The 13,498-nt window shown below is 65.1% G+C and carries 10 protein-coding genes; all 10 read right to left on the bottom strand.

From position 1 onward, the window contains the following. Positions 1-2,277, bottom strand: a complete 2,277-nt coding sequence (locus tag RJ527_05670; protein ID WND77232.1) for a UvrD-helicase domain-containing protein — start codon at positions 2,275-2,277, stop codon at positions 1-3. Between the two features lie 70 nt (positions 2,278-2,347). Further along, a complete protein-coding gene (locus RJ527_05665) occupies positions 2,348-4,126 on the bottom strand; it encodes a chloride channel protein (protein WND77231.1) in 1,779 nt (592 codons plus the stop codon). 80 nt (positions 4,127-4,206) lie between these two features. Then, positions 4,207-4,899 (bottom strand): phosphate regulon transcriptional regulator PhoB, encoded by a 693-nt coding sequence (gene phoB / locus RJ527_05660; protein WND77230.1) that lies wholly within the window; start codon positions 4,897-4,899, stop codon positions 4,207-4,209. Positions 4,900-4,918: 19 nt separating this feature from the next. Next, the gene (phoU, locus tag RJ527_05655) at positions 4,919-5,635 is read right to left on the bottom strand and encodes a phosphate signaling complex protein PhoU (protein WND77229.1); all 717 of its coding nucleotides are present in this window, start codon (positions 5,633-5,635) and stop codon (positions 4,919-4,921) included. A 34-nt stretch (positions 5,636-5,669) separates the two neighbouring features. Beyond that, complete coding sequence (gene pstB / locus RJ527_05650; GenBank protein ID WND78022.1) at positions 5,670-6,491, bottom strand: phosphate ABC transporter ATP-binding protein PstB; 822 nt, start codon at positions 6,489-6,491, stop codon at positions 5,670-5,672. A 14-nt stretch (positions 6,492-6,505) separates the two neighbouring features. Continuing rightward, a complete protein-coding gene (gene pstA, locus RJ527_05645; protein ID WND77228.1) occupies positions 6,506-7,834 on the bottom strand; it encodes a phosphate ABC transporter permease PstA in 1,329 nt (442 codons plus the stop codon). Continuing rightward, a complete protein-coding gene (pstC, locus tag RJ527_05640) occupies positions 7,827-9,212 on the bottom strand; it encodes a phosphate ABC transporter permease subunit PstC (GenBank protein ID WND77227.1) in 1,386 nt (461 codons plus the stop codon). Before pstC ends, pstA begins: the two co-directional genes overlap by 8 nt. Positions 9,213-9,355: 143 nt before the next feature. Next, positions 9,356-10,396 carry a PstS family phosphate ABC transporter substrate-binding protein gene (locus tag RJ527_05635; protein ID WND77226.1) on the bottom strand — a complete coding sequence of 347 codons (1,041 nt, stop codon included), beginning with the start codon at positions 10,394-10,396 and terminating at the stop codon, positions 9,356-9,358. A gap of 266 nt (positions 10,397-10,662) precedes the next feature. Next, positions 10,663-12,141, bottom strand: coding sequence for an anion permease (locus RJ527_05630; protein WND77225.1), 1,479 nt, complete (start codon positions 12,139-12,141; stop codon positions 10,663-10,665). A gap of 134 nt (positions 12,142-12,275) precedes the next feature. Further along, a complete protein-coding gene (locus tag RJ527_05625) occupies positions 12,276-13,385 on the bottom strand; it encodes an ATP-binding protein (GenBank protein WND77224.1) in 1,110 nt (369 codons plus the stop codon). Positions 13,386-13,498: the final 113 nt, after the last annotated feature.

Here is a 13,498-nt window from a genome sequence, read left to right as displayed (position 1 = left end):
TCACGACACGCTTTCCACGAAACTGCCCATGACCTTCTTGCGCCCGGCCTTTTCGAACTCGATTTCCAATTTGTCGCCGTCCTTGGCCTTGATGCGGCCGTAGCCGAATTTCTGATGGAACACGCGGGTGCCCACGGTCAGGCTGTCGTCGGCGCCGCCACGGTCGGCCGCGCGCCAGTCGCCATTGCCGCCCACGTTGCCGCCGCCGGCGAAACGCGACGCCCGGGGGCCGCTGCGCCGTAGCGCGCCCGGAAAGGACGTGCCGCCGTCATATCCGCCGCCCCCCAGGCCGCCGTAGCCGGACCCGGAATACAGGCCCTGTTCCTGCTGGCGGCTGATGTTGTCGTTCGGCAGTTCGTCGACGAAGCGCGACGGCAGGGCCGTCTGCCACTGGCCATAGACCCGCCGGTTGGCGGCGAAGGATATGGCGGCGCGCTTGCGCGCCCGCGTCAGCCCGACATAGGCGAGCCGGCGTTCTTCCTCCAGCGCCGGCAGGCCGCCTTCGTCCAGGGCCCGCTGGTGGGGGAACAGGCCTTCCTCCCAGCCGGGCAGGAACACGGTCTCGAACTCCAGACCCTTGGCGCCGTGCAGGGTCATCAGCGAGACCTTGTCGTCGCTGGCGTTTTCCTCGTTCTCCATGACCAGGCTGACGTGTTCCAGGAATCCGGCCAGGTTGTCGAAATCCTCCAGGGCGACGACCAGTTCCTTGAGGTTTTCGAGCCGCCCCTGGGCTTCCGGCGCCTTCGATTCCCGCCACATGTCCGTATAGCCGCTTTCGTCCAGCACGGTTTTCACCACGTCGACGTGATCGGTCACGGAAACCAGCGCCCGCCAGCGGTCGAAATCGTCGATCAACGCATTCAAGGTCTGGCGGGCCTTGGGTTTCAGTTCGTCGGTCGTGCAGATCTCCCGCGCCGCCGCGACCAGGGACAGCCCGCGCGCGCGGGCGTGCAGGTGCACGGCCTGCATGGTGGCGTCGCCGAGGCCGCGCTTGGGCAGGTTGACGATGCGTTCGAACGCCAGGTCGTCGGCGGGCTGCGCGATGACGCGCAGATAGGCGATGGCGTCGCGGATTTCCTGACGCTCGTAGAACCTTTGCCCGCCGACCACGCGGTAGGGCACGCCCAGGGTGATCAGGCGTTCCTCGAACTCGCGGGTCTGGAATCCGGCGCGCACCAGCACGGCGATCTCGTTCAGCTTGTGGCCGCTGCCGTGCAGGCGTTCGATCTCGTCGCCGATCACGCGGGCTTCCTCGTCGCCGTCCCACACGCCGCGCACGACCACCGGGTCGCCGTCGTTCTGCTCGGTCCACAGGGTCTTGCCGAGGCGTCCGTCGTTGTGCGCGATCAGGCCCGAGGCGGCGGCCAGGATGTGCGAGGTCGAGCGGTAGTTGCGCTCCAGCCGCACCACGGTCGCGCCGGGGAAATCCTTCTCAAACCGCAGGATGTTGCCGACCTCGGCCCCGCGCCAGGAATAGATGGATTGATCGTCGTCGCCGACGCAGCAGATGTTCTTGTGCGCCTGGGCCAGCAGGCGCAGCCACAGGTATTGCGCCACGTTGGTGTCCTGGTATTCGTCGACCATGATGTAGCGGAACTGGCGCTGGTATTTGGCCAGGACCTCCGGCGCGTTGCGGAACAGTTCCAGACACAGCAGCAGCAGATCGCCGAAATCGCAGGCGTTCAGCGCCTCCAGCCGGTCCTGATAGGCCTGATAGATTTCCAATCCCTTGCCGTCGCACAGGCTTTGCGCCTCTTCCTCGGGCAGGGTCGCCGGCATCAGGCCGCGGTCCTTGAAGCGCTGGAGGGTGCCCGAGACGACGCGGGGCGGCCAGCGTTTCTGGTCGATTTCCAGGGCGTCCAGGAGCTGTTTGACCAGGCGCACCTGATCGTCGGCGTCGAGGATGGTGAAATTGGGCTGACGGCCCACCAGTTCCGCGTTGGCGCGCAGGATACGGGCCCCCACGGCATGGAAGGTGCCGACCCACCAGCCCTCGACGGGGGCGCCGACCAGCTTGCCGACCCGCTCCTTCATCTCGCGGGCGGCCTTGTTGGTGAAGGTCACGGCCAGAACTTCCCAGGGCCGGGCCTTGCGCTGCATCAGGATATGGGCCAGCCGCGTGGTCAGCACCCGCGTCTTGCCGGTGCCCGCCCCGGCCAGGACCAGCACCGGGCCGTCCACGGCGGCCACGGCCTGGGCCTGGGTTTCGTTCAGGCCGGCGAGATAGGGGGCGGGGGCGGCGGGCGGCGCCGGGGGTGTTTGGGTGGAATCGGACATACCCGTCTTATAACCGCCCCGGACGGGGGATGCTATCGCGGGGGTGGGGGGTGCTGGCCGGTAAACGGGGTTATTCGTGCCCCAGTTCCTCGCGGCGGCGTTCCATCAACACGCGGTTGAATTCGGTCATCACGTCGTCATGGGTGACGGCGCCGATCAGGGTGCGGTCGCGGTCGCTTTCCGTCACCGGGATCACGGTTTCGCCGCAGCTGTCCATGAGGGTGACCGCCGTTTCGATGTCGTCGTGTCGGGTCAGCATGGGGGGATGGGTGCGGGCCACGTCGCCGGCGTTGACCAGACCGTCCAGGTCGTGGTCGAAGGCGAACTCGCTGAGGTCCGGCAAGGTGATGGTGCCGTGCAGCACGCCGTCGCCGTCCACCACGAAGACCTCGCCTACGGTCGAATCCTGCAACAGGTGGCGCAGGGTCTCCAGGTCCGTGCTCATGGACACGGTGCTGAGGTTCCGGCGCATCACCGCATTGACGGTGATGGTCTGCATGACCTCGGATTCGATGCCTTCCTTCAGGTCGATGCCGCGCTCGCGCAATTGGCGCACGAAGTAGGATCGGTCGTAGAAATGGTGCGATATTTCCGACGACACCACGACGGCGATCATGACGGCCAGCGTCAGGGTATAGTCGGAGGTCATCTCGAAGATGATCAGGGTGGTCGAAATGGGCGCGCCCAGGACGGCGGCGGCGACGGCGCCCATGCCGACCACCGTATAGGCGGGCACGCCCGACGACAGGTCGGGGAAGATCGCGGTGGCGACGATGCCGTAGGCGCCGCCGGCAACAGCGCCGACGACCAGGGCCGGGGAAAACACGCCGCCGGAAAAGCCGTATCCGTGACTGATCGCCGTGGCGATGATCTTGGCCGCCAGAATGATCAGCAACGTGCCGAAGCCGTAGACGTTCAGCATGGCGTCCTCGGTCACGCCGTAGCCGACGCCCAGAACCTGCGGCACCATCAACGCCATGGCGCCGACCGCAAGGCCCGCCACCGCCGGCTTCAGCCAGGACGGCAGGGGCGTGCGCTTTGACAGGTCGGAGGCGACGACGATGGAATGCATCATCAGAATGGCGCAGGCGGCGCTGGCGACGCCCAGGCCGACGAAGGCGGGAAATTCCCAGAACGAGGCCAAGGGATTATCGACCAGGGCGAAGGCCGGGAAATTGCCGAACCAGTGCCGCGATATGGCGGTGCCCGCGACCGAGGCGACGACCACCGGGGCGAAGGCCTTCAGCGCGTAATGGCCGATCACCACCTCGTTGGCGAACAGCGCCCCCGCCAGGGGCGCGTTGAACGACGCGGCGACGGCGGCGGCGACGCCGCAGCCCAGCAGCGTGCGGTTGAGCGACCGGGTCAATTGCAGGCGGCGCGCCAGCCAGGCGCCCAGCGACGCCCCCAGGTGCACGGCCGGGCCCTCGCGCCCGACCGACGCCCCGGCGCCGATCGACAGCGCGCTGGCGATGGCCGAATACAGGCCGATCCGGGACGACATCCAGCCGCCGTGCAACTGTTCCGCCTCGATCACGTCGGCGACCCCCTGGGGCTTCCGGTTGGGCAGAAAAAAGTAGATGAACAGGCCGACGATCAGGCCGCCGACCGCGGGAGCCAGCAGCACATGCCACCACACCAGCCCGGTGACGTGCTGCGACAGGCGTTCGTCGCCGCTGCCGTAGAACAGGGATTGGAATATCTCGATGGTTTCACGGAACGCGACGACCGCGGCCCCCGACGCGCAGCCGACGACAAGCGCCAGGACCATCAGGATCAGATGGTCGTTGCGGATGACCCGTCGGGCCGCCAACAGCAGCCGGGCGTATTTGAAGCGTGAAATAACCATTAACCTTCCCGCCCTCATGTTAGGGCGAGAAGGTTAATCAGGTCTCTACAACAATACGTTACGTGCGGGTCTTAAAGGCCTCAATCAGGCGAGGAATCGAGCGCGTAGCCGGCCGAGCGCACGGTGCGGATGAGGTCCGGGCGACCTTCGGAATTGAGCGCCTTGCGCAGCCTTCGGATATGCACGTCGACGGTCCTGGATTCGACGTAGATGTCACGGCCCCAGACCCGGTCGAGAAGCTGTTCCCGGGAATAGACGCGGCCCGGTTTTTCCAGGAATACGCGGAGCAGACGGAATTCCGTCGGCCCCAGGCGCACCAGTTCGTCCCCCCGGTAAACCCGGTGTTCCTCCAGGTCCATGCTCAGGTCGGCATAGGTCAGAACCTCGGTCGCCCGTTCCGGGTTGGCCCGGCGCAGCACCGCCCGCACGCGGGCAATCAGCTCGCTTGGCGAAAACGGTTTCACCACGTAATCGTCGGCGCCGGAATCGAGGCCGCGGATGCGGTCCGCTTCTTCGCCGCGGGCGGTCAGCATGATGATCGGCAGGTTCTTGTTCTCGGGCTTGCGGCGCAATTGGCGGCAGACCTCGATACCGGACAGATTGGGCAGCATCCAGTCGAGGATCACCAGCGAGGGGTCCTCTTCCTCGACCGCGACGACGGCCGTCTCGCCATCGCCGACGACGACCGCGTTGAACCCCTCCTTGGTGAGGTTGTAGCGGACGAGTTCGGCCAACGAAGGATCGTCCTCGACGATGAGAATGCTTTTGCTCATGAAGCCCGTGTCCTTAGGCTTAGTCGCGGTCGGGATCGACGACAGTGAAGCTTGATGCATCGCTTTTTTCGCGCTCGTCCGTGGGCGGCACGCCTTTCACAAGATAATACACAAGTTCGGCGATGTTGGTCGCATGGTCGCCGATACGTTCCAGGTTCTTCGAGACGAACAGAAGGTGGGTGCAGGACGTGATCGTGCGCGGGTCCTCCATCATGTAGGTCAGAATTTCGCGGAACAGGCTGGTGTGCAGCAGGTCGGCATCGGCGTCGCGCGCGCGCACGGCCTCCGCCTTGTCCACGTCACGCGCCACATAGGCGTCCAGCACGTCCTTGGTCATGCCCTGAACCAGGGTCGCCATGCGGGCGATGCTTTTGGTCGGGCCGAGGGGCGGCGACTGGGCCAGCACCACGGACCGCTTGGCGATGTTCTTGGCGTAATCGCCGATGCGCTCAATCAGGCTCGCCGTGCGCAGCGCCGTGATGGTGACGCGCAGGTCGTCGGCCATGGGCTGGCGCAGGGCCAGGGTGGTGGTCGCCTGTCCGTCCAGTTCGGCTTCAAGCGCGTCGATCTGCTTGTCGCCGGCGATTACCCGGTCGGCCAGTTCGGTGTCGCGCTTGATCAGTGCCTCGACGGCGTCGGCCAACTGAACTTCGGCCAGACCGCCCATTTCGGCGATGATGTTGTCCAGTTTTTTCAGGTCCTCGTCGAAGGACTTGACGATGTGGTCTGTGGTCATGTCTCGTGATCTCCCGGTGTATCGCCCCAATGCCTCAACCGAAGCGGCCCGTAATGTAACCCTGGGTGCGCTCGTCGGACGGATTGGTGAACATCTTTTCCGTGTCGTCGACCTCGACCAGATAACCAAGGTGAAAGAAGGCGGTGCGCTGCGACACGCGGGCCGCCTGCTGCATGGAATGGGTGACGATCACGATCGTGAAGTTTTCCCGCAACTCGTCGATCAGTTCCTCGATCTTGGCCGTGGCGATGGGGTCGAGCGCCGAGCACGGCTCGTCCATCAGGATGACCTCGGGCGACACGGCGACGGCGCGGGCGATGCACAGGCGCTGCTGTTGGCCGCCGGACAGGCCGGTGCCGGGCTGGTCGAGGCGGTCCTTGACCTCGTTCCACAGGCCGGCCTTTTCCAGCGCCGTCTGGACGATGCCGTCCAGTTCGGACTTGGAATCGGTCAGGCCGTGAATGCGCGGGCCGTAGGCGACGTTGTCGAAGATCGTCTTGGGAAAGGGGTTGGGTTTTTGGAACACCATGCCGACCCGGGCGCGCAGGTGCACGACGTCGATGTTCTTGTCGTAGATGTCCTGCCCGTCGAGGGCGATTTCGCCGTCGACCCGGCAGATGTCGATGGTGTCGTTCATGCGGTTCAAGGAACGCAGGAAGGTCGACTTGCCGCAGCCCGAGGGGCCGATCAGCGACGTCACCTCGTTCGCCTTGATGTCCAGGTTGACGTCGAACAGGGCCTGTTTCTCGCCATAGAACACCTTGACGTTGCGGGCCTTGATCTTGATCTCGGCGGCGGCTTGCGATTGCGTCACGGGGCTGTCTCCGGCCGTGTTCTGGGGAATGCTCTGATTCATGTCGGGGGTCATCCTTACCATTTCCTCTCGAAGCGCTTGCGCAGGAAAACCGCGCCCACGTTCATGATTACCAAGAAAGCCAGCAGCACGCAGATCGCGGCCGAGGTGCGTTCCACGAAGGCGCGTTCCGGCGAATCCGCCCACAGATAGATCTGCACCGGCAGCACGGTGGCCGGGTCGAGGGCGCCGTGCGGCACGTCGACGATGAAGGCGACCATGCCGATCATCAGAAGCGGCGCCGTCTCGCCCAGGGCCTGGGCCATGCCGATGATGGTCCCGGTCAGGATGCCGGGCATGGCCAGCGGCAGCACGTGATGGGTGATGACCTGCAGCGGCGAGGCGCCCAGGCCGTAGGCGGCTTCGCGGATCGACGGCGGCACCGATTTCAGGGCAGAGCGGGCGGCGATGATGATGGTCGGCAGGGTCATCAGCGCCAGCACCAGGCCGCCGACCACGGGGGCCGAGCGCGGCATGCCGAAGAAGTTGATGAACACGGCCAGTCCCAGCAGCCCGAACACGATGGACGGCACGGCGGCCAGGTTGTTGATGTTGACCTCGATGGTCTGGGTCCATTTGTTGACCGGGGCGAATTCCTCCAGGTAGATGGCAGAGGCCACGGCCAGCGGGAAGGACACCAGCAAGGTCACGAACATGGTGAACAGCGAGCCCATGGCGGCGCCGAAGATGCCGGCCAGTTCCGGTTCGCGGCTGTCGCCGGCGGTGAAGAAGGTCGTGTTGAACACGGTCTCGATCAGGCCACGGTTTTCCAGGCGTTCGAACCAGGCGATCTGCTTGTCCTTGACGCGGCGTTCGGCCTCGGGGCTGTCCTTGCGGATCTGGCCCTTGTTCAACTGGTCGATGTCGTCGGACATGGGCATCTGCACGACCACCCGCTCGCCGATCAGGTTGGGGTTGGCCATCACCATGTCGCGGATTTCGTACACGGCGCCGGGGCTGATCATGTCGAACAGGTCGCGCCGGTCGCGGCGGTTGGTGACGTCGGGGAACAGGTCGTAGAAGGCCTGGCGGATCACGTTGCGGTAGTTGGCCGTCGACAGCGTCTGCCGATCCCGCGTGCCCTGGGGATCGATGTCCTGGGGATACAGGGTGATCTCCAGGTTGATCATGGTCTGCGTGAAGGCGGGGATCGCCTTGGACACGATGGTCGTGAACAGCAGGCCCAGCATGCCCATGGCGAAGGCGATCGCGAGGATGCCGTAGGCCTTGAACCGGCGTTCCGCCGCGTATCGGCGCTTCAGGCCCTTGCTGACGGCCTCGTTGGAACTGCGGGTCGCAAGGCCCCCGTTTGTCGGGCCGTTCATGGTCGGTGCCGCGTCAGTCATATTGCTCTCGATACTTGTTGACGATGGTAAGGGCGATGATGTTCAGCACCAGGGTGACGCAGAACAGGATCAGGCCGAGGGCGAAGGCGGCGAGGGTCTTGGCGCTGTCGAACTCCTGATCGCCGACCAGCAGGGTGACGATCTGCACCGTGACCGTGGTCACCGCTTCGAAGGGATTGGCCGTCAGGTTGGCGGCCAGGCCGGCGGCCATGACGACGATCATGGTTTCGCCGATGGCGCGCGACACGCCGAGCAGAATGGAGCCGACGATGCCCGGCAATGCTGCCGGCAGGATCACCTGCTTGATGGTTTCCGACTTGGTCGCGCCCAGGCCGTAGGAGCCTTCGCGCAGCGACTGCGGCACCGCCGACATCACGTCGTCGGACAGGGACGACACGAAGGGAATGATCATGATCCCCATCACGATGCCGGCCGCCAGGGCGCTTTCCGAGGAAATGGTCAGGCCGAAATCGAGCCCCCATTCGCGGAAGAAAGGCGCCACCGTCAGGGCCGCGAAGAAGCCGTAGACGACGGTCGGGATGCCGGCCAGGATTTCCAGCAGCGGCTTGACCGTGCCGCGCACCTTGGTGGGCGCGTATTCGGACATGTAGATGGCGGCCATCAGGCCGACCGGGGCGGCGACGCACATGGCGATGAGAGAGATCAGCATCGTGCCGGCCAGCAGCGGGACCGCGCCGAACAGGCCGGTCGCCCCCACCTGATCCTTGCGCAGCGCCGTCTGCGGGCTCCATTCCAGGCCGAACACGAAGTCCAGCGGATGAACCTTCTGGAAGAAGCGCAGGGATTCGAACAATAGCGACAGGATGATGCCCAGCGTGGTCAGAACGGCGATGGTCGAGCAGATGATCATGATCACCATGGCCGCGCGCTCGACGCTGTTGCGGGCGCGCAGGTCGGGCGCGATGCGGCCACGGGCCACCAGAATGCCGCCACAGGTCACGGCGACGAGGATCGCCGTCAGCAGCATCTTCGACGTGGTCAGGAGCTGGGCGTAGAAGGCGGCGGCTTCCTTCAGGTCAAGGTCGATGACCTCACGGCTGACGATGTCGCCGTTGGCCAGGTTCTTGACGTCGTTCAGCAGCAGGGACAGTTCGGCCGTGGGCAGGGATTGCAATCTGTCCGGCAGATTGGCGATCAGCATGCTGTCCATGATGGTGTTTTCAAGCGCCATCCAGCCGACCAGCAGCAGGAACCCGGGTACCGCGCACCACAGGCCGATGTAATAGCCGTAGTAGTTGGGCAGCGAATGCAGGTTGCGGACGTGACCACCGGCGGTCGACAGGGCGCGGGACCGGCCTAGGTAGTATCCGAAGATGGTCAGAAGGGCGAGGACGCCAAACAAAACGGGGAAGCTCATGACGCTTCTGGTCCTTGGTTGCGGCACCCGAAATACGGGCCTGGGAATATTATGAACAAACGAATGAAGGGGCGGCGGGGTTGCCCGGGGCCGGGCGACCCCCGGAAGGCCGAAACCTTCCGGGGGCGGTTAAGCCGGGAGACTTAGAGATCGATGTTGTTGCGGAGCGCAGCGCCGTCTTCACGGAACTTCTTGCGTTCCTTGTCGCCCATCGGGATCAGACCCTTGTCGGCCAGATAGCCGTCGGGGCCGAAGGCCTTGTCCGCGGTGAATTCGGCGACGAATTCCTTCATGCCGGGGATCGAGCCGACGTGCGCCTTCTTGACGTAGAAGTACAGCGGGCGCGACACCGGATAGGAGCCGTCGGAGATGGCTTCGAAGGTCGGGGACTTGCCGTCGATCAGGGAGCCCTGGATCTTGTCGGCGTTCTGGTCGAGGAAGCTGTAGCCGAACACGCCGAAGGCGTTCGGGTTGGCTTCAAGCTTGCGCACGATCAGCACGTCGTTTTCGCCGGCTTCCACATAGGCGCCGTCTTCGCGGATCGAGTGGCAGACCGCCTTGTACTTCTTCTTGTCGGTCTTCTTCATGTCCTTGATCCAGCCGATCTTCTTGCAGCCGCCTTCCATGGCCAGTTCGGCGAAGGCGTCGCGGGTGCCGGACGTCGGGGGCGGGCCCAGGACTTCGATCTTGATGTCCGGCAGGGACGCGTCGACGTCCTTCCAGGTCTTGTGCGGGTTCGGGATCAGCTTGCCTTCTCCGGCGGGCACATCCTTGGCGAGGGCCAGGAAGATCTGCTCGCGGGTGATCGTCATCTGCTTGGCGGCCTTGGAGTTGGCCATCACGATGCCGTCATAACCGACCTTGATTTCGACGACGTCGGTGACGCCGTTCTTGGCGCAACGCTCGACTTCGGATTTCTTGATCCGGCGCGACGCGTTGGTCATGTCCGGGTGCTGGGCGCCGATGCCGGCGCAGAACAGCTTCAGGCCGCCGCCGGAACCGGTGCTTTCGACGACCGGGGTCTTGAACTTGGTGGTTTTGCCGAACTGTTCGGCGACGGCGGTCGAGAACGGGAACACCGTCGACGAGCCGACGATCCGGATCTGATCGCGCGCTTCGGCGGCGTTGGCCATCGCAACGGCCATGCCGGCAACGGCGACGACTGCAAGTGACTTGCGAAACATGGGTAGCTCCTACGTGTCTTGAAGGGATACTGGGTTATTCGTTTTTTCGGAAAGCGCTCGCCCCCGAATTTCATCGCCGCCCAAACTAAGACCGCCACACGTCGTATTTATGACATAGATGTTGCAGTTTTATGACAACCGACGATAAAAAACGGCGGAAAATCAACGATTTTCGCGTTTCCGAAAAATGACAACCGTGCGGATGTCATGTCAGATACGTCTATGGGAAGGGCGCGGTGAGGGATTCTCGCGGCGGCCCTGGGCGATCAGGAAAAGGCCCAGGCGAACACCTGGAACAGGGCCGCGCCCATAAGCGCCGCCGACGGTACCGTGATGATCCAGGCCGCCACGATCGTCATGAAATGCTGGCGCCGAACCAGCTTGCGCCGGCGGGTCCGCTCCGTGTCGCCGCCGTCGGCGGCCCCTGGGTCCGGATCCTTGTCGACGCGCCCGTGGGTGATGTGGCTTTTGCGGCCGGTCACCCATTCGCGGAAGAAGCCGACGCCGAACACGGCGCCGACGGCGATATGGGTCGACGACACGGGCAGGCCGAGCGCCGAGGCGACGATCACCGTGATCGCGGCGGCCAGGGCCACGCAATAGGCGCGCATGGGGTTCATCTTGGTGATTTCGGCGCCCACGGTGCGGATCAGCTTGGGCCCGAACAGCAGCAGCCCCATGGTGATGCCGGCAGCACCCACGAACAGCACCCAGCTTGGGATGCCGACCTTGCCGTGGGTGCCGCCCGTGGCCGCCGTGTCGACGATGGCGGCCAGCGGCCCCACCGCGTTGGCCACGTCGTTGGCGCCGTGCGCGAAGGACAGCAAGGCGGCGGCGCAGATCAGCGGCAGCGTGAACAACGACCGCACGGACCTGTTGCGGTTTTCCATGCCCGCGGCCTTGCGGTGCACCAGGGGGCGGACCACGGCATAGGTCAGAACGCCGATGGCGATTCCGACGGCGGCGATGGTTTCGGGGCCCGGCCGCCACAGGTTCTTCAGACCCTTCATCAACAGATAGGCGGAAAACACCCCGGCCATCAGGGCGACGAGCACCGGCACCCAGCGCTTGGCGCCGGCGATCTTGTCCTTGCGGTAGATCACGTTGAACTTGATGAAGGCCAGGAACGCGGCGGCGATGACACCCCCCAACAGCGGCGAGATCACCCAGCTTGCGGCGATCGCCCCCATCACGCTCCAATCGACGACCCCGAACCCGGCGGCGGAAATGCCCGCCCCCATGACGCCGCCGACGACGGCATGGGTGGTCGATACGGGAGCACTCAGCCAGGTCGCGAGGTTGACCCACAGCGCCGCGGCGAGCATCGCCGACATCATGGCCCAGATGAAGGTGTTGGGATCGCTGATCTGGTTGGGGTCGACGATGCCCTTGGAAATGGTTTTGACCACGTCACCCCCGGCCAGGATGGCGCCGAGTGATTCGAACACGGCCGCGATGATCAGCGCCCCGAACATGGGCAGGGCGCGCGAGCCGACGGCGGGGCCGACGTTGTTGGCGACGTCGTTGGCGCCGATGTTCAGCGCCATGTAGCCGCCGATCACCCCGGCGGCGACGATGAACAACTGGTGGTCCATGCCGACCGTGGCGATCATGGCGACGTTCGATGTGATGGCAAGGAACAGCAGTGCCCAGCCGATGCGCGAGAACCGGCGCGACAGCGCCTGGGTCGCATATTCGACGGCGGCCAGCTTGCTCAGGTCTTTGCTTAGGGTCTCTTTATACATGTCGGGGGATCGTCACTTTCGGCGTTTGAGCCGGATGGCGGGATGGGTCGGCGCGGGGACGCAAAGGCCAGGCGTCATGGCCGCTAGGGGCATAGGCGGAAACCGCAGCCGGTGGCAATCAGAATGTTGCGGATTTATGACACATCCGAGGACGGCATGGCTACAGCCCCGCCGTCGCCGGGCAGCAGGCCCTGGCGGGGCGTTTCCGCCGGCAGATAGACCGTGAAGGTCGATCCCTTGCCCAGGGTGCTTTCCACGGCCAAGTGGCCGCGGTGGCGGTTGACGATGTGTTTGACGATGGCAAGCCCCAGGCCCGTGCCGCCGACGCTTTTGGAACGCGCCTTGTCGACCCGGTAGAAACGTTCCGTCAGGCGCGGGATCGCGTCCTCGGGAATGCCCTCGCCGTGGTCCGTGACCTTGATGGCGATACCTGAACGCCCCGATCCGGGAATCCGCTGGGCCGCTTCGACCCGGACGTCGATGGCCTCGCCCTTGGCGCCGTAGCGGATGGCGTTCTCGATCAGGTTGCGGAACACCTGGAACAATTGGTCGGCCTCGCCATGGACCGTCGGCAGGTTGCTGCCGTAATTGACGCGGATCGGCACGTTGGCGGCCTTGGCCTGGACGCTCAACGCCTCGGTCACGTTCAACAGCACGCCGGCGATGTCGACGGGGGCGGTGGGCCGGACATGTTCGTTGATTTCGACCCTGGACAGGGACAGCAGGTCGTCGATCAAAAGGGCCATGCGTTTGGCCTCGCGCAGCATGATGCCGAGAAACCGCACGCGGGTGTCCTCGTCGCTGCCGGCGGGGCCTTCCAGGGTCTCGATGAAGCCGAGCAGGGCCGCCAGCGGCGAGCGCAGTTCGTGCGACGCATTGGCGACGAAATCGGCGCGCATCTGTTCGGCGCGCCGCGCGGTCGTCAGGTCGCGCAGGACCAGTACCGCGCCGACCCCTTTCGTGTCCGGGGCCGGCGGCACCCCGGAGACGAACATCTCGAAATTGCGGGTGGTATTCCCCGGCAGGATCACTTCGACCGTGCGGGTCTCGTCCCGGCCGAGCACCTGATCGACGGCGCCCAGCACCCGGGGGTGGCGCAGCGACATCGCCAAGTCCTGGCCGACGCGGGTGATGTCCAAAAGTTCGCGCGCGGCGCCGTTGGCGTAGATAACCGACCGCCGACCGTCCAACAAAACCGTCGGGTCGGGAAAATGGTCGAGAATGCGGTCGGTCAAAGGGACCATCTGCCTGGTGCCCCGCCTGGCTGTTCGTTCCCGCATCTTGGGCCCGTGCGGAGGCTGTCCACACCGGGGCCGCGGGCTCTACCTGGGCCTGATGGCCCTCTCCGGGGGGATTT

It is taken from the genome of Thalassospiraceae bacterium LMO-SO8, from assembly GCA_031655335.1.
Taxonomy (GTDB): domain Bacteria; phylum Pseudomonadota; class Alphaproteobacteria; order Rhodospirillales; family Casp-alpha2; genus UBA1479.
The sequence above is the reverse complement of the archived record's forward strand: the minus strand, read 5'-3'. Positions and strand labels throughout refer to the sequence as shown.